This window comes from Kitasatospora sp. NPDC048715 (assembly GCF_043198905.1).
Lineage (GTDB): Bacteria > Actinomycetota > Actinomycetes > Streptomycetales > Streptomycetaceae > Kitasatospora > Kitasatospora lactacystinica.
Window position 1 is genome coordinate 137,147 of sequence record NZ_JBICVH010000026.1, and the last position, 19,920, is coordinate 157,066.

16 protein-coding genes and 1 pseudogene are annotated in these 19,920 nt (G+C 74.6%); 4 read left to right on the top strand and 13 right to left on the bottom strand.

Annotated features, from left to right (window positions below; all coding sequences use genetic code 11):
* Positions 1 to 83: 83 nt before the first annotated feature.
* Positions 84 to 731 (bottom strand): NUDIX hydrolase, encoded by a 648-nt coding sequence (locus ACGFSC_RS38535; RefSeq protein WP_359899196.1) that lies wholly within the window; start codon positions 729 to 731, stop codon positions 84 to 86.
* Positions 732 to 865: 134 nt separating this feature from the next.
* Positions 866 to 2,545, bottom strand: a complete 1,680-nt coding sequence (locus ACGFSC_RS38540; RefSeq protein ID WP_359899194.1) for a CTP synthase — start codon at positions 2,543 to 2,545, stop codon at positions 866 to 868.
* 718 nt (positions 2,546 to 3,263) lie between these two features.
* On the opposite strand from ACGFSC_RS38540, the gene ACGFSC_RS38545 reads away from it, so the two are divergent.
* Complete coding sequence (locus ACGFSC_RS38545) at positions 3,264 to 5,264, top strand: glycoside hydrolase family 15 protein (RefSeq protein WP_359899192.1); 2,001 nt, start codon at positions 3,264 to 3,266, stop codon at positions 5,262 to 5,264.
* Positions 5,265 to 5,301: 37 nt separating this feature from the next.
* On the opposite strand, the gene ACGFSC_RS38550 is transcribed toward ACGFSC_RS38545, so the two are convergent.
* From ACGFSC_RS38550 to ACGFSC_RS38560, 3 genes are all read right to left on the bottom strand, one after another.
* Positions 5,302 to 6,480, bottom strand: a complete 1,179-nt coding sequence (locus tag ACGFSC_RS38550) for a glycosyltransferase family 4 protein (RefSeq protein WP_359899190.1) — start codon at positions 6,478 to 6,480, stop codon at positions 5,302 to 5,304.
* Positions 6,481 to 6,647: 167 nt separating this feature from the next.
* Complete coding sequence (gene recN / locus ACGFSC_RS38555) at positions 6,648 to 8,381, bottom strand: DNA repair protein RecN (RefSeq protein ID WP_359899308.1); 1,734 nt, start codon at positions 8,379 to 8,381, stop codon at positions 6,648 to 6,650.
* A gap of 88 nt (positions 8,382 to 8,469) precedes the next feature.
* Positions 8,470 to 9,090 (bottom strand): hypothetical protein, encoded by a 621-nt coding sequence (locus ACGFSC_RS38560; protein WP_359899306.1) that lies wholly within the window; start codon positions 9,088 to 9,090, stop codon positions 8,470 to 8,472.
* A gap of 210 nt (positions 9,091 to 9,300) precedes the next feature.
* On the opposite strand from ACGFSC_RS38560, the gene ACGFSC_RS38565 reads away from it, so the two are divergent.
* The gene (locus ACGFSC_RS38565) at positions 9,301 to 10,800 is read left to right on the top strand and encodes a PLP-dependent aminotransferase family protein (protein WP_359899189.1); all 1,500 of its coding nucleotides are present in this window, start codon (positions 9,301 to 9,303) and stop codon (positions 10,798 to 10,800) included.
* A 145-nt stretch (positions 10,801 to 10,945) separates the two neighbouring features.
* Here ACGFSC_RS38565 and ACGFSC_RS38570 read toward each other — a convergent pair whose 3' ends face one another.
* The 4 genes from ACGFSC_RS38570 to ACGFSC_RS38585 all read right to left on the bottom strand — a co-directional run bounded on the left by ACGFSC_RS38570 (position 10,946) and on the right by ACGFSC_RS38585 (position 13,930).
* On the bottom strand, positions 10,946 to 11,851 hold the full coding sequence (locus ACGFSC_RS38570) for an NAD kinase (RefSeq protein WP_359899187.1): 906 nt from the start codon (positions 11,849 to 11,851) through the stop codon (positions 10,946 to 10,948).
* A 93-nt stretch (positions 11,852 to 11,944) separates the two neighbouring features.
* A complete protein-coding gene (locus tag ACGFSC_RS38575; protein WP_359899304.1) occupies positions 11,945 to 12,751 on the bottom strand; it encodes a TlyA family RNA methyltransferase in 807 nt (268 codons plus the stop codon).
* Positions 12,752 to 12,786: 35 nt separating this feature from the next.
* Positions 12,787 to 13,020, bottom strand: coding sequence for a hypothetical protein (locus ACGFSC_RS38580; RefSeq protein WP_359899185.1), 234 nt, complete (start codon positions 13,018 to 13,020; stop codon positions 12,787 to 12,789).
* Positions 13,004 to 13,930 carry a hypothetical protein gene (locus ACGFSC_RS38585; protein ID WP_359899183.1) on the bottom strand — a complete coding sequence of 309 codons (927 nt, stop codon included), beginning with the start codon at positions 13,928 to 13,930 and terminating at the stop codon, positions 13,004 to 13,006. The genes ACGFSC_RS38580 and ACGFSC_RS38585 overlap by 17 nt, the downstream gene beginning before the upstream one ends.
* A gap of 198 nt (positions 13,931 to 14,128) precedes the next feature.
* Here ACGFSC_RS38585 and ACGFSC_RS38590 point away from each other — a divergent pair, with 198 nt between their 5' ends.
* Positions 14,129 to 14,476, top strand: coding sequence for an SCP2 sterol-binding domain-containing protein (locus ACGFSC_RS38590; protein ID WP_359899181.1), 348 nt, complete (start codon positions 14,129 to 14,131; stop codon positions 14,474 to 14,476).
* 142 nt (positions 14,477 to 14,618) lie between these two features.
* Here ACGFSC_RS38590 and ACGFSC_RS38595 read toward each other — a convergent pair whose 3' ends face one another.
* A complete protein-coding gene (locus ACGFSC_RS38595; protein WP_359899179.1) occupies positions 14,619 to 15,656 on the bottom strand; it encodes an HAD-IIA family hydrolase in 1,038 nt (345 codons plus the stop codon).
* Between the two features lie 203 nt (positions 15,657 to 15,859).
* The gene (locus ACGFSC_RS38600) at positions 15,860 to 16,573 is read right to left on the bottom strand and encodes a tetratricopeptide repeat protein (RefSeq protein WP_359899177.1); all 714 of its coding nucleotides are present in this window, start codon (positions 16,571 to 16,573) and stop codon (positions 15,860 to 15,862) included.
* 92 nt (positions 16,574 to 16,665) lie between these two features.
* Here ACGFSC_RS38600 and ACGFSC_RS38605 point away from each other — a divergent pair, with 92 nt between their 5' ends.
* Positions 16,666 to 18,036: a DUF1015 domain-containing protein gene (locus ACGFSC_RS38605; protein WP_359899175.1), complete on the top strand. Its 1,371-nt coding sequence runs from the start codon at positions 16,666 to 16,668 to the stop codon at positions 18,034 to 18,036.
* 103 nt (positions 18,037 to 18,139) lie between these two features.
* On the opposite strand, the gene ACGFSC_RS38610 is transcribed toward ACGFSC_RS38605, so the two are convergent.
* Together ACGFSC_RS38610 and ACGFSC_RS38615 are read right to left on the bottom strand one after the other, a co-directional pair.
* Entirely contained in the window at positions 18,140 to 19,096 is a 957-nt protein-coding gene (locus ACGFSC_RS38610) for a hypothetical protein (RefSeq protein WP_392864910.1), read from the bottom strand.
* A 39-nt stretch (positions 19,097 to 19,135) separates the two neighbouring features.
* Positions 19,136 to 19,920, bottom strand: a pseudogene (locus ACGFSC_RS38615) (hypothetical protein); the annotation flags it as partial.

A 19,920-nucleotide genomic window follows, 5' to 3' on the forward strand; every position in this document is an offset into this window, starting at 1 on the left:
ACCGACCACCCCGCCCCGTCCGCCCCCCGCCCAACCCGCCCCCCGGGGCCCGACCGGCCACCCCGGAACCCGACGGAACCGCCTCAGGCCTCGAAGGGACGGGCCGGCCAGGGCGAGTCCGCCGGGCGCAGCGCGTCCAGCCCGTCCGGGCCGGTGAGCGCGGCGTGCACCGCGAGGGTGCCGGTGACCAGGGTCGGGTTGTGCAGCTTCCCGGCCTGGATCAGCTGGATCAGCTCCGGCACCGGCACCCAGGCGACCTCGATCTCCTGCTCCTCGCCCTCGGCCGCGTAGCGCTCGCCCTCGGCCGGCGCCAGGTCGGTGGCCAGGAACATCCGCAGCGCCTCGTCGGTGCCGCCCGGGGAGGTGTAGTAGTCGGCGAGGATCCGCCAGGTGCCGGCCTTGCAGTACGCCTCCTCGTACAGCTCGCGCTGCGCGGCGCGCCACGGGTTCTCGCCGGGCACGTCGAGCAGGCCGGCCGGCAGCTCCCACAGCCGCTGGCGCACCGGATGGCGGTACTGGCGCAGCACCAGCACCCGCTGCTCGTCGTCCAGGGCGAGCACCGAGACCGAGCCGGGGTGGGTCTGGTAGTCGCGGCGCGCCCAGCTGCCGTCGGGCATCCGGACCTCCTCGCTGCGCACCCCGGTGACCTTGCCCTGGAACGGCGTTCCGCTCTCCCGGACCTCCCACTCCTCGGCCACGTCGAAGATCCCCTGGCGGCCCTGCTCGTCCATCGCTCTCCCCTTTTCGTCAGTACGACACAATCTAACGCCGGACGGCGGCCCCGCGGGAATCGCGGGGCCGCCGTCCGGTGAACGAGCGCTGTCGACGACTGCGGCAGACGACAGCCGACCGCAACGACCGGGGACTACTCGGAGGCCGCGGTCTTGATCTCGATGGCCGCCTTGACCAGGCCCGCGAACAGCGGGTGCGGGCGGGTCGGGCGGGACTTCAGCTCCGGGTGGGCCTGGGTGGCCACCAGGTAGGGGTGCACCTCGCGCGGGTACTCGACGTACTCGACCAGGTCGCCCTTGGGCGAGAGGCCGGAGAACACCAGGCCGGTCTTCTCCAGGTCCGCGCGGTAGGAGTTGTTGACCTCGTAGCGGTGGCGGTGGCGCTCCTCGACGTACTGCTCGCCGTCGTAGACCTCGCGGACGATCGAGCCCTCGGCGAGCTTGGCCGGGTACAGGCCCAGGCGCATGGTGCCGCCCAGGTCGCCCTTGCCGTCGACGATGGCCAGCTGCTCGGCCATCGTGGAGATGACCGGGTGCTTGGCGGCGGCGTCGAACTCGGTGGAGTTGGCCTCCGGCAGGCCGGCCAGGTTGCGGGCCGCCTCGATGACCACGCACTGCAGGCCCAGGCACAGGCCCAGCAGCGGGACCTTGTTCTCGCGGGCGAAGGTGATCGCGCCGACCTTGCCGTTGACGCCGCGGTCGCCGAAGCCGCCGGGGATGCAGATCGCGTCGACGTCGCCGAGCTGCGCCCGGGCGCCCTCGGGGGTCTCGCAGTCGTCCGAGGTGACCCACTTGATCTCGACCCGGGCGTTGTTGGCGAAACCGCCGGCGCGCAGCGCCTCGGTCACCGACAGGTACGCGTCCGGCAGGTCGATGTACTTGCCGACCAGGGCGACCTTGACGATGTGCTGCGGCTCGTGGACGCGGCGCAGCAGGTCGTCCCAGGTGGTCCAGTCCACGTCGCGGAACGGCAGGTCCAGGCGGCGCACCACGTAGGCGTCCAGGCCCTCGCCGTGCAGCACCTTGGGGATGTCGTAGATCGACTTGGCGTCGATGGCCGCGACCACGGCCTCCTCGTCCACGTCGCACATCAGCGAGATCTTGCGCTTGATCGCCTGCGGGACCTCGCGGTCGGCGCGCAGCACGATCGCGTCGGGCTGGATGCCGATGTTGCGCAGCGCGGCGACGGAGTGCTGGGTGGGCTTGGTCTTCAGCTCGCCCGAGGGGCCGATGTACGGCAGCAGGGAGACGTGCACGAAGAACACGTTGTCCCGGCCGACCTCGTGGCGGACCTGGCGGACGGCCTCCAGGAACGGCAGCGACTCGATGTCACCGACGGTGCCGCCGACCTCGGTGATCACCACGTCGACGTCCTCGGTCGCCATCCGGCGGATCCGGGACTTGATCTCGTTGGTGATGTGCGGGATGACCTGGACGGTGTCGCCCAGGTACTCGCCGCGGCGCTCCTTGGCGATGACGGTCGAGTACACCTGGCCGGTGGTGACGTTCGCCGAGCCGTGCAGGTTCGTGTCCAGGAACCGCTCGTAGTGGCCGATGTCCAGGTCGGTCTCGGCGCCGTCGTCGGTGACGAACACCTCACCGTGCTGGAACGGGTTCATGGTGCCCGGGTCCACGTTGAGGTACGGGTCGAGCTTCTGCATCGTCACGCGCAGGCCGCGGGCCTTGAGCAACGCGCCGAGGCTGGAGGCGGTGAGCCCCTTTCCGAGAGAAGAGGCGACACCCCCGGTGACGAAGAGGTGCTTGGTCGTCACGGCGCGGCCGTTCGCTGCCTTGCCGGAATGGGGCTGTGCCAAGAGGGGGCTCCCGTGGGTCGCGTGTCGAAGCAGACGTGGGCGGGAGGCTCGGGGTTCGCCGGGCGACGGAGGCCGGCTCGGTGCGCGGCGCTCGTTGGGTCGTCGGTTCGGCTGGTCCGGGGCGTTTGATCCCGCCGGTCCACGGGATACCAGGGTATCAGCGACCGGACCCGAACGCCGTTCCGGGCCGCGCGCGCCGTTCCGGGGGCGCGCGCGGGGCGCACCACCGGCGCATCACGCGCCACAGATTTCACACCGGTCGCACAACCCGCCGGACCGGGCCAGAGCGCGGTATCCGTCCGGACCATCGCGGCTCATCCGGCCGGACCAGCCGGAGGTGATCCTTCCGGACCATCCTGCGCCGCGCCCTCGCGATGCACGGCATTTCCGCCGAATTGCGGCGCCACACCGGGCTGCGCCCGCGTGCTTCGCCCCTTTCGTCCGTCGTAAGCTGCTCGGACGCATCGCCGACAGCACGAGCACGCGGAGGGCGTGGGAGGGTCAGGACACTCCCGGTCCCCGATGCGCGACCGGACCTCCCCGTATTCCAGCCCATCCCCACCCACTCCAGGGGCTCGACCGAGCCCCGCGGACACTCCAGCAAGGCCTGCCACCACCCCCGGCAGGCCGGACGTCCCGGGGTGGACCTCCGGCCCCGCAGACCGCTCGCTCCCTCCGCTCGCCGATGCCCTGACCACATTGCGAACTGGAGATCCACGTGGCCGGCCGTATCGAGGACTACGCACTCATCGGGGACATGCAGACCGCTGCCCTGGTCAGCAGGGACGGGGCGGTGGACTGGCTCTGCCTTCCCCGCTTCGACTCGCCGGCCGTGTTCGCCGGCCTGCTCGGCACCGATGAACACGGCTTCTGGCGGATCGGCCCGGCCGAGGCCGTCCTGACCGAGGTCCCCGCGCCGGCCGCCGCCACGCCCCCCGCCGACACGGGCCGGGCCCGCGTCGCCGACACCACCGACCTGCGGGTGCCCCCGCCCACCGCCGCCGCCCCCGCCGTGCCCGCCGACCGCCGCCGCTACCGGGGCGACTCGCTGGTCCTGGAGCAGGAGTGGGACACCGACGGCGGCACCGTCCGGGTGATCGACTTCATGCCGCCGCGCCCGCTGGCCGGCAAGGACGCCGTCCCCCAGGTGATCCGGATCGTCGAGGGCGTCACCGGTACCGTGCGGATGCGCTCGGCCGTGCGGATGCGCTTCTCCTACGGCCGCATCGTGCCCTGGGTGCACCGCGTCGAACAGGCCGACGGCGGCCACCGCACCGTCGCCGTCGCCGGCCCCGACTCGGTCTGGCTGGACGGCGAGGCCGAGACCTACGGCCGCGACCTCACCACCTACGCCGACTTCACCGTCACCGCCGGCGAGCGGATCGCCTTCGCCCTCACCTGGCAGGCCTCCCACCTCGACCCGCCCAGGCCCCCGGACGCCGAGGGGATGCTCGACGCCACCGCCGACTTCTGGCACGAGTGGGCCGACCAGTGCACCTACCAGGGCCCCTACCGCGAGGCCGTGATCCGCTCCCTGATCACCCTCAAGGGCCTCACCTACGCCCCCACCGGCGGCATCGTCGCCGCCCCCACCACCTCCCTGCCCGAGGACATCGGCGGCGAACGCAACTGGGACTACCGCTACACCTGGCTGCGCGACGCCGCCATCACCCTCTCCTCCCTGCTGCGCACCGGCTACCGCGAGGAGGCCCGCGCCTGGCGCGAGTGGCTGCTGCGCGCGGTGGCCGGCGACCCGGAGAACCTCCAGATCATGTACGGCATCGCCGGCGAGCGCGAGCTCACCGAGTCCTCGCTGGACTGGCTGCCCGGCTACGAGGGCTCCCAGCCCGTCCGGGTCGGCAACGGCGCCGCCGGACAGCTCCAGCTCGACGTCTACGGCGAGGTCGTCGAGGCCCTGCACCTGGCCCACATGACCGGCCTGGTCCGCAACGACCACGCCCACCACCTCCAGCTGCGCCTGATCGACTACCTGGAGGAGCACTGGCAGGAGCCGGACGAGGGCATCTGGGAGGTCCGCGGCCCGCGCCGGCACTTCGTCCACTCCAAGGTGATGGCCTGGGTCGCCGTCGACCGGACCATCAAGCTGCTGGAGCAGACCCCCGAGGACGAGCCCACCCCTGGCCACCTGGAGCGCTGGCGCGCGCTGCGCGCGCTGATCCACGCGGACGTCTGCGAGAAGGGCTACGACCCGGAGCGCAACACCTTCACCCAGTACTACGGCGGCAAGGAGCTGGACGCCTCGCTGCTGCTGATCCCCCAGGTCGGCTTCCTGCCCCCGGACGACAAGCGCGTCATCGGCACCATCGAGGCGATCCAGCGCGAACTGTCCACCGAGGACGGCTTCGTCCTGCGCTACCCGACCCACGACGAGAGCGGCAACAACGTCGACGGCCTCTCCGGCCACGAGGGCGCCTTCCTGGCCTGCTCGTTCTGGCTGGCCGACGACCTCGCCATGATCGGCCGGGTGCAGGAGGCCCGCGAACTGTTCGACCGGCTGCTGGCGCTGCGCAACGACCTGGGCCTGCTCGCCGAGGAGTGGGACCCCCGGCTCAAGCGCCAGGTCGGCAACTTCCCCCAGGCCTTCAGCCACGTCCCGCTGATCGACACCGCGCTGCGGCTGACCGCCTGCGGCGCCGCGTACCTGTCCGCCCAGCCGGACGGCCCGGCCGCCGACCGGGTCGAGCGGGCCACCGTCTAGCGGGCCACCGTCCAGCGGGCCTCCGTCCGGAAGCGGTCTAGCCGCGCTGCACCAGCTCGTCGTAGGTGCTGAGCACCTGGGCGACGGTGGCGGCCTCGTCCGGCCAGGTCTCGGCCTGCTGCCGGCCCGCCGCCACCAGCTGCTCGCGGCGGGCCGGGTCGGCCAGCAGGGCGCGCACCGCGCGACCGAGCGCCTCCGGGTCGCCGGGGGGCACCAGTACGGCGGCGTCGCCGACCAGTTCGGGGATGCCGCCGACGGCGGTGGCGACCACCGGCACGCCGGCCCGCATCGCCTCCTGCACCACCAGCGAGCGGGCCTCCCAGCGGCTGGAGATCACCACCACGTCGGCGGCGGCCAGCAGGTCGGGCACGTCGGTGCGGTAGCCGAGCAACCGCACCGGCAGCTTCTCCGCGGCCGTCCGCTCGCGCAGCACGCCCGCCTCCGGGCCGTCCCCGGCGAGCAGCACCAGCGGCTCCGGGTCCAGCGCGGACAGCTCCCGGGTGGCGTCCAGCAGCACTCCGAAGGCCTTCTGCGGGACGAGCCGGCCGACCGCCAGCACCAGCGGGCGGTCCGGGTCCGCACCGAGCAGCGCGGTACGGGCCTCGGTGCGGGCGAGCTGCCCGTCGGGCATCGGCGGGGCCGCCACCGGGCCCAGCCGGGCGTCGGTGGCGCCCAGTTCGCGGGCCCGGGCGACCAGGTCGGAGGAGGCGCCGAGAACCAGGTCGGCGGCGCGCGCCACCCGGCGCTCCATCAGCCGCTGCAGCCGGCGTTCCATCCCGGTGGCCAGCAGCGCGTGGTGCGAGGTGACCACCAGCGGGGTCTCCGGGCGCAGGCCCGGGAAGCGGCCGGCGGTGCGCAGCGCCAGGTCGGACAGCAGCCCGGCGCGCAGCCCGTGGGCGTGCACCACGTCGGCGCCGGTGAAGGCCCGGCGCAGCTCGCCGATCGCGGTGGCGTCGCTGCGGGCGCCCGCGGTGGGGGTGATGTCGACGGTGTGGAACCGGGCACCCGTGCGGGAGAAGCCGAACAGCGCGTCCGCGCCGGCCGGCGCGCAGACCGTGACGTTCACTCCGTGCGCGACCAGGCCCTGGGCCAGGGAGCGCACGTGCGCACCGATGCCGCCGGTGCTGGCGGCCAGGACGAGTACCACGTGCAGCTGCCCCGGTTCGGGGACGGCCGCGGTGGCCCGGGCGGCGGAATGGTCCACGTCGTCTCGCATCCGACTCGATCAGGTTCGCGCGCCGCCTCGCGAGGATTGCCCGCCCGGCGGCGCTCGGGGCTGGAAAGCCAGTTGTCCAGGCGCCACCATGCCAGGTCGGCGGCCCTCTTGGACAGTCGGCGCCACCGGGGCGCGTCGCCGGTGTCCGAGGGGGCCGCCGGCGCCGGCTACCGGCGGCGCGGGGCCCGCGCGGCGGCCAACAGCTCCTCGGCGTGGGCGCGGCCCAGCTCCGAGTCCTCCAGGCCGGCCAGCATCCGGGAGAGTTCGCGCACCCGCTCCTCGTCGTTCAGCACCTTGACGCCGCTGCGGGTCACGGTGCCGTCGTTGGTCTTCACCACCACCAGGTGCCGGTCGGCGAACGCGGCGACCTGCGGGAGGTGGGTGACCACCACGACCTGGGCGGACTCGGCCAGCTTGGCCAGCCGGCGGCCGATCTCGACCGCGGCCTTGCCGCCGACGCCCGCGTCCACCTCGTCGAACAGGTAGGTGGGGACGGGGTCGGCGCCCGCGAAGACCACCTCGACGGCGAGCATCACGCGGGACAGCTCACCGCCGGAGGCGCCCTTGGCGATCGGGCGCGGCTGGGCGCCCGGGTGCGGGGCCAGCAGCACCTCCACCTCGTCCACGCCGTGCGGACCGTAGGCGACGGTGCGCCCGCCGACCTCGATCCCGGCCAGGTCGTCGACCTGGCCGATCGAGAAGGTCACCCGGGCGTGCGGCATGGCCAGCTCGGCGAGTTCCGCGGAGACCGCGTCGGCGAACCGTCCGGCCGCGGCGTGCCGGGCCCGCGAGACCTCGGCGGCCAGCTCGGCCAGCTCGGCCCGCAGCTCGGTCTCCCGGGCGCCCAGCTCGTCGATCCGGTCGTCGTCGCCGTCGAGTTCGGCGAGCCGCACCGCCCCGGCCTCGGCCCAGGCGATCACCTCGGCGAGCGAGTTCTCCTCGCCGCCGTACTTGCGCAGCAGCTGGGCCAGTACGGCCCGGCGGTCCTCGACGGCGGACAGGCGCACCGGGTCGGCGTCCAGGTCGTCCGCGTAGCCGGCCAGGTCGCCGGCCACGTCGGCGAGCAGGTAGCCGACCTCGTTGAGGCGGTCGGCCAGGGCGGCCAGCCGCTCGTCGTGGTGGCGCACGGCGTCCAGGGCCCGGCGGGACTGGGCGAGCAGGGTGCCCGCGTCCAGCGCCTCCGGATCGACCGGGTCGCCGGCCAGGGCGGCGTGGGCGAGGGTCGCGGCGGAGGACAGCGCGTCGGCGTGGCCGAGCCGCTCGGCCTCGGCGGCCAGCTCCGCGTCCTCGCCGGCCACCGGTTCGGCGGCGGCGATCTCATCCAGGCCGAAGCGCAGCAGATCGGCCTCCTGGGCGCGCTCGCGGGCCCGGGTGGTCAGCTCCTCCAGGGTCGCGGAGACCTCGCGCAGGACGCGGTAGGTCTCCCGGTAGCGGGCCAGCGGCCCGGCCACCGAGGCGCCCGCGTACCGGTCCAGCGCGCCGCGCTGGCGGGCCGGGCGCAGCAGGCGCTGCTGGTCGGTCTGGCCGTGCACGGCGATCAGGTCCTCGCCGAGCTCGGCGAGCAGCCCGACCGGGACGGACCGGCCGCCGACGTGCGCCCGGGAGCGGCCCTCGGCGGAGACGGTCCGGCTGATCAGCAGCGCGCCGTCGTCCAGTTCGGCCCCCGCCTCGATCGCGCGGGCCGCCGCCGGGGAGTCGGCGGGCAGCTCCAGCCGGCCCTCCACGACGGCGCGTCCGGTGCCGTTGCGCACCAGGCCCGGGTCGGCGCGGCCGCCGAGCAGCAGGCCCAGGCTCGTCACGACCATGGTCTTTCCGGCGCCGGTCTCACCGGTCACGGCGGTGAAGCCGGGGGCGAGTTCGACCACCGCGTCGTCGATGACCCCAAGATCCCGTATCCGCATCTCGTCCAACACGGAGACGACCTTACGAGGTTCCGCCCCCGGCGCGCGACGAACGACAACGGCGCGCGGCAACTCCGTGCCCGGAAGTTCATCCCTTCCGGGAGTCCTCGGCGGCCACCGGCACGGTGCACCAGCGCAGGAAGAGCTGCGCCATCGGGCCGATGGCCAGCGCGTACGCGACGGTGCCGACCCCGGCGGTGCCGCCGAGCAGCACACCGGCGGTGAGGACCGTCACCTCGATGCCGGTCCGGAGAAGTCGCAGCGAACGGCCGGTGCGCCGGTGCAGGCCGGTCATCAGGCCGTCGCGCGGGCCGGGGCCGAGCCGGGCGCCGATGTAGAGGCCGGTGGCCAGGCCGTTGAGGACGATCGCCCCGGCCGACAGCGCGATCCGGACGGGCAGGGCGCCGGGGCCGCCGACGACCCGCAGGGTGAGGTCCATGGCCGCGCCGATCAGCAGCACGTTGGCGACGGTGCCCAGGCCGGGGCGCTGGCGCAGCGGGATCCACAGCAGCAGGACGAGGGCCCCGCAGATCGTCACCCAGGCGCCGACCGACAGCCCGACGGTGCGCTGCAGGCCCTGGTGCAGGACGTCCCAGGGGTCGAGGCCGAGGCCGGAGCGGAGCATCAGCGCCATGCTCACGCCGTACAGGACGAGGCCGGCGAACAGCTGCGGTATCCGGCGGCCGAGGGCGTGGGTGTCGCCGAACACCCGGACGGCGAGGCTCCGCCCGGCGGCCGGTGCGGGGGTGGTGGTGGCGGCCGATGCCGGTGTGGTCGTGGTGGCCAAGGCGTGCTCCTGCGGTGGTGCTGCACCACCGGGGCACCCGGTGGTGGCGGCCGGCACGGCCGCCCTGCCATGATGGCCAGTCCAAAGCGGCCTTCTCCAGGGCCAATCTCTAGCAAGTGGACTTATTCAGCCATGGTCGACTGGCACACCACCGTCACCCCGCCCGCCCTGGCGCGACTGCTCGCCACCGCCCGGCTCCCCGAGCCGGCCGCCGCCCGCCGCCCCGCCTACCGCACCCTGGCCGGGCAGATCCGGCTGCTGGTCACCGAGGGCCGGCTGCCGGTCGGCGCCCGGCTGCCCGCCGAACGCGAGCTGGCCACCGCCCTCGCGATGAGCCGCACCACCGTCGCCACCGCGTACGAGACCCTGCGCGGCGACGGCTACCTGCGCAGCCGGCGCGGCGCGGGCAGCTGGACCGCCCTGCCCGAGGGCGCCCCGCCACCCAGCGAGGCCCTGCACCCCGTCCCGCCGGACGAGCAGAGCCGCATGCTGGACCTCGGCGTCGCCGCCCCGCCCGCCCCGCAGCCCTGGGTCGGCCAGGCCGCCGCCCGGGCCGTCGAACAACTGCCGCACTACGCCGCCGGGCACGGCCACTACCCCACCGGCGTCCCGGTGCTGCGCGAGGCCGTCGCCCGCCGCTTCACCGAGCGCGGACTGCCCACCACCCCCGACCAGATCCTGATCACCACCGGCGCCATGGGCGCCCTGCACCTGCTCCAGCGGGCCCTGATCGGCCGCGGCGACCGGGTCGCCGTCGAGGCGCCCAGCTACGCGAACACCCTGCAGGCGCTGCGGCTGGCCGGCGCGCGCCTGGTCCCGGTGCCGTACGCCTGGACTCCGCGGCCCGCCTGGGACCTCGACGAGTGGCGGCGGGTGCTGCGCGGCGCCGGCCCCAAGGTCGCCTACCTGATCCCGGACTTCCACAACCCGACCGGCACCCTGATCGACGAGGAGCAGCGCCGCGAACTGCTGGCCGCCGCCCGGGCCGCCGGAAGCATCGTGCTGGCGGACGAGACCACCGCCGAACTCGGCTGGGGCGTCCCGCCCTCCGCCCCGCTGCCGCGACCCATGGCCGCACTGGACCGCTCCGCCCAGGTGGTCACCGTCGGCTCGGCCGGAAAGCTGCTCTGGGGCGGTCTGCGGATCGGCTGGGTCCGGGCCGCGCCGGCGCTGGTGCGCCGCCTGGCCACCGAGCGGGTCTACAGCGACGTCGGCACCCCGGTGCTGGACCAGCTGATCGCCGCCGAACTGCTGGGCGAACTGCTGCCCGACGTCCGGGAGCACCAGCTGACCCGGCTGCGGGCCACCGCGCGGGCCTTCGCCGCCGCCCTGCCCGAACGGCTGCCCGACTGGAGCTTCACCGTGCCGACCGGCGGTCTCTCGCTGTGGGTCTCCACCGGCGGCCTGTCCGGCGCCGCGCTGGCCCGGGCCGGGGAGCGCGGCGGGGTCCGGATCGCCTCGGGCAACCGCTTCGGCTCGGACGGCGCCTTCGAGCACCACATCCGCCTCCCGGTCACCGTGCCCGCCGCGACCGTCCCCGCCGCCGTCGAACGCCTCGCCGCCCTGGCCGCCCAGGCGGCGGCCGACGGACGGCTCGAACCGGCCGACGAGGCCCAGCCGCTGGCGGTCTGACGGTCCGCCAGCGGCCTGGGATCGGCCGGTGCGCGGCCCCGGGACAGGCGAAAGCCCCTGGCGCGCACCGGCCTCGGCACATCCGGACGAGCCGCGGCCGGCCGCCCGCCGGCCTGCCCGTCCGCCGGCCTCCTGCCGGGAGGTGCTAGCAGTGGTCGGCCCGGCCGCGCCAACCCGTCACCGGCAGCGCGAACTTGGCCACCAGCCGGTCGGTGAACGGCGCCCGGTGCAGCCTCGCCAGCCGCACCGGAGTCCGGCCCCGGCGGACCTCCACCCGCGCCCCGGCGGGCAGTTCGACCGAACGCCGCCCGTCGCACCAGAGCACACCGTGCGGGGTCTTGGGCTGCACCTCGACCGCCAGCACCGACTCCGGCGAGGTCACCAGCGGGCGGGCGAACAGCGCGTGCGCGGAGATCGGCACCATCAGCAGCGCCTCCACCTCCGGCCACACCACCGGCCCGCCGCCGGAGAACGCGTACGCGGTGGAGCCGGTCGGCGTCGCGCACACCACGCCGTCACAGCCGAAGTTGGAGACCGGACGGCCGTCCACCTCGGTCACCACCTCCAGCATCCGCTCCCGCGCCGCCTTCTCGATCGAGGCCTCGTTCAGCGCCCAGTCCTCGTGGACCACATCGCCGTTGGTGCGGACGATGACATCGATCGTCATCCGCTCCTCGACCTCGTAGTCGGCGTCCACCACCCGCTCCACCACCACGGCCAGGTCGTCCCGCTCGGCCTCGGCGAGGAAGCCCACCCGGCCCAGGTTGATCCCGAGCATCGGCAGCCCGTGCGAGCGCGCCAGCTCCGCCCCGCGCAGCAGCGTCCCGTCCCCGCCGGCCACCAGGATCAGCTCGCAGCCGTCCGCCGCCCCGGGGCCCTCCGCCACCTTCTCGACGCCCTCCGGCAGGTCCAGGTCGACCGCCTCGGCCTCCAGCAGTCTGATCCGAAGACCCGCCTTCAGCAGCCCGTGCACCAGGGCCTCGACGCTGCGCAGCGCCGCCTCCCGGCCGGTGTGCGCGATCAGGAAGACCGTACGTTCTTCATCGCTCATGCCGCTGCCCTCTCCCTAACGCCTGCCGGGTCGCCCTTGGCCCCGGTGCGGCCGCGCCATACGGCATGACGGGCCGGACGCTCGCAAGGCACCCTACCGGGGCCCCTCCGCCACGGCCCGGTCCGCCTCCGCGGGGTCCAGCTGCGGGGCGTCCCGGCGCAGCCAGAGGAAGTACTCGACGTTGCCGGACGGCCCCGGCAGGGGGCTCGCGGTGACCGCGCGCACGCCCAGCCCGAGCTCCCACGCCTGCCCCGCGACCTGGCGCACCATCTCGGCGCGCAGCTGCGGGCTGCGCACCACACCACCGCTGCCCAGACGCTCCTTGCCGATCTCGAACTGGGGCTTGACCATCAGCACCAGGTCGGCGTCCCCGGCCGCGCAGGAGGCGAGGGCCGGGAGCACCAGGCCCAGCGAGATGAACGACAGGTCGCCCACCACCAGGTCCACCGGGGTGCCGCCGATCAGGTCCGGAGTCAGCTCGCGCACATTGGTGCGGTCCATCACGGTGACCCGGTCGTCGCTCTGCAGCGACCAGGCCAGTTGCCCGTACCCGACGTCCACCGCCAGCACCCGCGCGGCCCCGGCCCGCAGCAGCACGTCGGTGAAGCCGCCGGTGGAGGCGCCCGCGTCCAGCGCCCGGCGGCCCTCGACCACCAGGCCCTGCGGCACGAAGGCCGCGAACGCGCCGGCGAGCTTGTGGCCGCCGCGCGAGACGTAGTCGGGGTCGTTGTCGTCCTTGGCCACCACGACCGCCGCCGAGGTCTCCACCTGGGTGGCCGGCTTGGTCGCGGTGGTGCCGCCGACGGTCACCCGGCCGGCCGCGATCAGCTCGGACGCGTGCTCACGCGATCGGGCCAGCTTGCGGCGGACCAGTTCCGCGTCGAGTCGGCGTCGTGCCACTGCCACTGGTGTTCAGCTCCTACGGATCCTGCGGGTCATTCCTGATCGAGCGCGGCCAGTGTGTCGACCAGCCGCTGGTGAACATCTTCGTACACCGCGACGTGTGCCTCGGCCGGGACCCCGTCCAGAGCCTCCAGCCGGGCCAGGCCGGCGTCCACTCCGGGGTGGCCGGTGAGGACCGGCTCGACGCCCAGCGGCTCCACGGGGGCGATCATGTCCGACGCCCCGGCGTCCCGGACGGACTCGGGCGGTTCACTCGTCCCGGGCATCGGGCTTCTTCGTGCTGGTGGCCTTGCGGACGGTGGTCTTCCTGGTCGCGGCACGCTTCGCGGGCGTCCCGGACCGGGTGGCGGCCTCGGACCGGGCCTCGGTCTGCTTGGCGGTGGCGGTCTTCTTGACGGTCGTCGTCCTCTTCTTCGCGGTGGCCTTCCCGGCCGTCCCCTTCCCGGCCGTCCCCTTCGTCGCCGGCTTCTCGGCCGCGCTCTTCCTCGGCGTGCTCTTCTTGGCGGCGCTCTTCTTCGCCGGACTCTCCCCGGCGGCGCTCTCCCTGGCCGGGCTCTCCTCGGCCGGGCCCTTCTTCGCCGGGCCCTTCTTCGCCAGGCCCTCCCCGGCGGAACTCACCCCGGCCGCGGGCGCCTCCGGCGGGACCGGGGCGGCCCGGGACACGGGCGGAACCGGTGGATCGACCTCGACCGGCTCGTCCACCTCCACCCGCTCGGCGACTATCGGCTCCCCCGTCGCCGGGACCGCCGAGCGCTCCTCCTCGAACTCCCAGCCGCGCCCGAACAGGTCACCGGCCCGCGGCGCCGGCACCGGCTCCTCGGCCTCGTACGACCCCGGCCCGGACCCGGCCGCCGGGGCCTCCTCCTCGACCTCGCGCAGCTTGGTCTCCAGGTACGCCAGCACCACGCCGACCTTGGTCACCTGGTCGCCGACCTTCTCGAAGACCTTCTCCGCCTCGTTGCGCGCCACACCGACCGCCAGGTCCACCCCGGCGCGCCCGGCGGTGACCGCCTCCCCGGCCAGGGTCTGCAAGGTCTCCACCGACGGCGGGAACTGGCCGCCCAGCCGGCGCTCGACCCCGGCGACGTCCACCCCGGCCTTCTCCAGGATCGAGGTCGCCGTCCCGACGACCAGCTTGCCGACCTCCTCGACCACTCCGGCGGCGGTCTCCACCACTCCCCGAACCGTCCTCGGCAGCATCCGGGTGCCTCCCAATCGCGTACGTGCGTCGCTCCGTCGCCCTCACTACCCGGGCCGTTCCGGGCACCCCACGGACGACGTCCGGGCACCCCACGGACGACGCTACCGCCAAAACCCGCCTGAGGTACCGTGGCCCGCAGTCAGCACCGTAGCGACCGGGGGAGGGAGCCGCCCGTGGCGAACGCCGAGGAGTGCCGGGAGGCACTGGAGCAGCTCAGCCGGAACATGGCGAAGTCCACCGGCGACGTCCGCAAGGCCGCGGCCCTCGACCGTTCGCTCAGCTGCCGGATCACCGACCTCGACCTGACCTTCACCGGGCGACTGCGCGACGGCCGGATCCAGGACGTGGTGGTCTCCCCCGGCGCCCCGGCCGGGAAGGCGGAGATCCGGCTCACCATGACCAGCGACGACCTGGTCGCACTGGTCGGCGGGCGGCTCGGCTTCGCCTCCGCCTGGGCGAGCGGCCGGGTCAGGCTGGAGGCGGGCTTCCGCGACCTGCTGCGACTGCGCACCCTGCTCTGAGCCGGGCCGCCGAACCGGTCCCGGGTTCGGCCGCCGGGCCCGTCCCGGATTCGGCCCGGATTCGGCCCGGATTCGGCCCTCGGACCCGGCCGTCGGACCCGGCGCTGCCGAGGGCGGCCCCGGGTCGACCGCCGACCTGTTCTCAGAACCCCAGATCGGCCAGCGCCTTGCGGCCGTCCACCGGCGCGCCGCCCGCGTCCAGCACCGTCCACGCCGCCGCGCACAGCGCCCGCAGGCCGTCCCAGCGGTCCCCCGCCCCGGACAGCCGCAGCACACCGGCCTCGACGCCCGCGACCCAGCCGCCGCACCCGAAGCCGCCGTCCACGGCCGCCACCGCGGGGTGGGGGACGAGCAGTCCGCGCAGGTCTGCGGCCAGGTAGGTCGGCCGGTGCTCGACCGGGGCCGCCAGCAGCAGCTCCGGCGTGGTCACCCCGGTGAACACCAGCAGGCTGTCCACCCCGCCGTTGAACGCGCCCTCGATGTCGGTGTCCAGCCGGTCCCCGACCACCAGCGGACGCTCCGCACCGGTACGCAGCACGGTCTCCCGGTGCATCGGCGGCAGCGGCTTGCCCGCCACCTCCGGCTCCACCCCGGTCGCCGCCCGCACCGCCGCCACCAGGGTGCCGTTGCCGGGCGCGATGCCACGGGCCCTCGGCACCGTCAGGTCCAGGTTGGACGCCACCCACGGCAGACCGCTCTGCACGGCGTACGAGGCCTCCGCCAGGTCCGTCCACCCCACCGAGGGGTCGAAGCCCTGGACCACCGCGAGCGGGCCGTCGGCCAACGAGCGGACCGCGACCAGCCCCAGCTCGGCCAGCGCCTCCTCCAGTCCGAGCCCACCCACGACCAGCACCTTCGAGCCGGCCGGCACCTTCTCGGCGACCAGCCGGGCGGCGGCCTGGGCCGAGTTGATCACGTCGGCCGGCTCGGCCGGGACGCCCAGCTCGGTCAGGTGCTCGGCCACCACCCGCGGCGGGCGGGAGGCGTTGTTGGTCACGTAGGCGAGCCGCATCCCGGCCGTGCGGGCGGCGTCCAGCGCGTCCACCGCGTGCTCGATCGCGTGCGCGCCCGCGTAGACCACGCCGTCCAGGTCCAGCAGCGCGGTGTCGTACGCGTCGGTCAGCGGCCGCTCGCTGCCGCCGGGGGCGGTCCGTCGCACGGGGGTGGCCGTCTCGGTCATGGCTGCGCTACCTCATTCACTGCGTCGTCGTTCACTGCGTCGTCCGCGCCGCACGTCCTCGTGCGGCGCGGCTTCCGTCACTCGTGCGTGACGGAGCCTGTCACGGCGTCCGTCACTGGTCCGCCACGGTTTCCGTCACTCGTCCGTCACGGAGTCCGCCACGGCTTCCGTCACGGCGTGCGGCCGGTCGTCGCACCGACCGGTCAGGCGCCGCTGTCGGCACCGTTGCCCGCGCCTGCGTCGTCCGCCGACCCTCCGGCCGGGCCCTCGGCACCCGCCGGGGGCGCCGCGTACCCGGGTGCTCCCGGCAGCAGCGGGCCGTACGCCCCGGCCCGGGCCGCCAGGGTCGCGCGGGTCTGCCGCAGCGCCTGCCGGTAGTGGTCGCTCTCCGGCCGCATCGCCACGGCCAGCGCCAGGTGCTCGGCGGAGGTCTCGAAATCGCCCAGCCGGGCCGCCGCGACGCCCCACCCGAACTGAGCGTAGTCGTCCGCCGGGTCGGCGAGCGCCACGGCGCGGAAGTTCCCGAGGGCCGCCGCGTACGAGCCCGCGTCGAACTGGGCGCGCGCCAACGCCTCCCGGATGCTGCGCGAGTGCGGCTCGGCCGCCACCGCCCGGGCGAGCAGCTGCTCGGCGGCCGCCGGATGCCCCTGGGCGAGCAGCTGGGCACCCCGGCGGAACCAGTCGTACACGTCCCCGGCGGGCTCCCCGGAACGGCTCTGCCGCGGCACCCCTCCGACTCCGGTGCCGCCGCCCCCGGCGCCGCCGACCCCTGCGTCACCGCCCGGTGCTTCGTCGCCCGGTGCACGGCCCGGCACGCCGCCGGCCGGAGCATCCCCGCGGGTGGCACCGACCGGCCCGACCGGTCCGCCCGACTCGACCGGGCCGCCGCCGTCCACCCGTTCCTGCCCGTCGTCCATGCCGTACCTCGCCCTCGGTCGCACACCCGGCCCACGACTCGGCACGGGCATTCCGATCTCTCAACAACGCGTACCCGGTTACGATGCCCAGAATGAGCACACCCAGTGCAGAAGACGGAGTCGAGACTCCCGAGGGCGGCCCCGGTGATCCCGGGCACGTCGCCACCGCCGGCCTGTCCCTGTCCCCCTTCCGCGGCCTGCGCTACGTCCCCGACCGGGTCGGCGCCCTGGCCGCGGTGATGTCCCCGCCGTACGACGTCGTGGATCCGGGCCGCCGGCTCGACCTGGAGACCGCCGACCCGCACAACGTGGTCCGGCTGATCCTTCCCAGGCCCGAGCCCGAGGACGCCGGCGACCGCCCCGACCGCGACACCCGCTACCGGCACGCCGCCCGGCTCCTGGCCGCCTGGCAGCGCGAGGGCGTCCTGGCCGCCGACCCCGAGCCCGCGCTCTACGTCTACGAGCAACGGGTGCCGGCCACCGACGACTCCCCCGAACTGCTCCAGCGCGGCCTGATCGGCGCCCTCGCGGTGAGCGGCCGCGAGGGCGGCGTGGTGCTCCCGCACGAGGACGTGATGCCGCGGCCCGTCGCCGACCGGGTCGGCCTGATGCGCACCACCCGGGCCAACCTGGAACCGCTGCTGCTCACCTACCGGGGCAACGGCGGCGCCTCCGGCGTGATCGAACGGACGGTCGAGCGCGAGCCGCTGCTCTCCACCGCCACCAGCGACGGCACCCATCACCGGCTGTGGGCGGTCACCGACCCCGCCGAGATCGCCGGGATCAGCCGCGACCTCGCCACCTGCCGGGCGCTGATCGCCGACGGCCACCACCGCTGGGAGATGTACCTGCGCCTCCAGCGCGAGCACCGCCACCTGCCGCGCAGCCCCTGGGACCGCGGCCTGGTGCTCCTGGTGGACACCGCCCGCTACCCGCTTCGCGTTCGCGCCATCCACCGCGTGCTGTACCGGCTGCCGGTGGCCGAGGCACTGGAGCGGCTCGGCGACCAGTGGAAGGTCAAGGAGGTCCCCGGGCCGCTGTCCGCCGCGCTCCAGGCCCTCGCCGAGCAGAAGCGGCACGGCGGCAACGGCTTCGTCCTCACCGGCGGCGACGGCGTCTACTGGCTGCTCGGCGAGCCCGAGGAGTCCCTGCTCGACGCCACCGTGCCGCAGGGCCGGCCCGAGGAGTGGCGCCACCTGGACGCCACCGTCCTGCACGCCACCCTGCTGGACCACACCTGGCACGTCCCCGACGGCCCGGACGACATCGGCTACCTGCACACCGCGGTGGCCGCCGAGCAGGAGGCCGCGCGCACCGGCGGCACCGCCGTCCTGCTGCACCCGGTCCGGGAGTCGGTGGTGAGACGGCTGGCCGAACAGGGCGTCACCATGCCGCGCAAGTCCACCTCCTTCGGGCCGAAGCCGGCCACCGGGCTGGTGCTGCGCAACCTCGCGCTGGGCTGACGACCCCGCCGGCCCGGGCACCGGGCCGGAACGCCGTGAGGCCCTGCCGTTCCCCGGGATTCCGGGGAACGGCAGGGCCTCACGGCGTTGCCTGGGGAGCTGCTCAGCTCTTGTCGGCGGCGGCCTCGGCGGCCTTGGTGTCCTCGGCCTCGGCCTCGGCCTTGGTGTCGGCCTTGGTGTCGGCCTTGGTGTCCTGGACCTCCTGGACGCGCTCGGGGACGACGCCGTCGAAGTCCTCGTCGATCTCGAGGTCGTCCTCGTCGTAGAACTCCTCGACGTCCTCCTCGTCCTCGAAGATCACGCGGTCGTCGGCGTTGTCGCCGCCACCGCGCTTCTTCGCCGGCGCATCCGTCGACTCGGTCTCGTCCTCGGCCAGCTCCGGGTCGAGCGTGTCGATGAACTCCACGCCGTCGATCTCGGCCAGCCGCTCCGAAGCGTTGGTGGTGCCGTCGGTGTCGGCCTCGGCGGCCTTGGCGAACCAGTCACGGGCCTCGTCGGCCCGGCCTGCCGCGATCAGGGCCTCGGCGTAGGCGTACCGCAGGCGCGCGGTCCACGCGTGCACGGCGCTGGAAGCCAGCTCCGGGCTCTGCAGCGTCACCACGGCAGCGTCGAACTGCTCCATGTCGCTGCGGGCACCGGCCGCCACGAGACGCATCTCGACCTGGCCGGCCTTGTCCAGCTGCTTCACCTCGGGCTCACCGGCCATCGCCAGCGCCCGCTCCGGGCGGCCCAGACCGCGCTCGCAGTCGGCCATCACCGGCCACAGGTCCACCCGGCCGGTCATCCGACGGGCGGCGCGGAACTCGGTCAGCGCCTCGGAGTAACGCTGCGTCATGTACGAGGCGAAACCGGCCGCCTCACGGACCGCCGCCACGCGGGAGGCCAGACGGAGCGCGACGCGCGAGTACTGGTAGGCCTCCTCCGGCTCGCTGTCGAGCATGCGGGCCACCATCACCAGGTTGCGGGCGACGTCGTCCGCAAGGGTCTTGGGCAGGCTCTTGAGCTCCTGGCGCACGTCCGCGTCCAGCTCGAAGCCGGTGATGTCCTCCGGGATCGGCAGACGCTTGACGGGCTCGTAGTTGCCCCGGCGGTCGTCGTAGCCACCGCGGTCGCCGCCGCGGTCGTCACGGTCACGGCCGTAGCCGCCGCCCTGGCGGTCGTCACGACGGAAACCGCCGCGGTCGCCACCACGGTCGTCACGACGGAAACCACCCCGGTCACCGCCGGAGGGGCGGTCGTCACGGCGGAAGCCACCACCGGTCGGGCGGTCGCCGCGGTCACGGTTGAAGCCACCGCCGGAGGGACGGTCGTCACGACGGAAGCCGCCGCGGTCGCCACCACGGTCGTCACGGTCACGGCCGTAGCCACCACCGGACGGGCGGTCGTCACGACGCGGACGGTCGTCACGGTCGTCACGACGGAAACCACTCGGGCGGTCGTCACGGCGGAAGCCACCGCCAGCCGGGCGGTCGTCGCGACGGAAGCCACCACCGGTCGGGCGGTCGCCGCGGTCACGGTTGAAGCCACCGCCGGACGGACGGTCGTCACGACGGAAGCCGCCGCGGTCGCCACCACGGTCGTCACGGTCACGGTTGAAACCGCCGCCGGAGGGACGGTCATCACGACGGAAGCCGCCGCGGTCGTCGCGGTCACGGCCGTAGCCACCACCGGTCGGACGGTCGCCGCGGTCACGGTTGAAACCGCCACCGGAGGGACGGTCATCACGACGGAAGCCACCACCGGAGGGGCGGTCACCGCGGTCACGGTTGAAGCCACCGCCGGACGGGCGGTCGTCACGACGGAAGCCGCCGCGGTCGCCACCACGGTCGTCACGGTCACGGTTGAAACCGCCGCCGGAGGGACGGTCATCACGACGGAAGCCAC

Bases quoted from the DNA above. Each gene is read 5' to 3' on its own strand.
- ACGFSC_RS38600 (WP_359899177.1), bottom strand. From the start codon at position 16,573: ATGGACGACGGGCAGGAACGGGTGGACGGCGGCGGCCCGGTCGAGTCG.
- ACGFSC_RS38565 (WP_359899189.1), top strand. From the start codon at position 9,301: ATGGTCGACTGGCACACCACCGTCACCCCGCCCGCCCTGGCGCGACTG.
- ACGFSC_RS38570 (WP_359899187.1), bottom strand. From the start codon at position 11,851: ATGAGCGATGAAGAACGTACGGTCTTCCTGATCGCGCACACCGGCCGG.
- ACGFSC_RS38535 (WP_359899196.1), bottom strand. From the start codon at position 731: ATGGACGAGCAGGGCCGCCAGGGGATCTTCGACGTGGCCGAGGAGTGG.
- ACGFSC_RS38605 (WP_359899175.1), top strand. From the start codon at position 16,666: ATGAGCACACCCAGTGCAGAAGACGGAGTCGAGACTCCCGAGGGCGGC.
- recN (WP_359899308.1), bottom strand. From the start codon at position 8,381: ATGCGGATACGGGATCTTGGGGTCATCGACGACGCGGTGGTCGAACTC.
- ACGFSC_RS38595 (WP_359899179.1), bottom strand. From the start codon at position 15,656: ATGACCGAGACGGCCACCCCCGTGCGACGGACCGCCCCCGGCGGCAGC.
- ACGFSC_RS38550 (WP_359899190.1), bottom strand. From the start codon at position 6,480: ATGCGAGACGACGTGGACCATTCCGCCGCCCGGGCCACCGCGGCCGTC.
- ACGFSC_RS38580 (WP_359899185.1), bottom strand. From the start codon at position 13,020: ATGCCCGGGACGAGTGAACCGCCCGAGTCCGTCCGGGACGCCGGGGCG.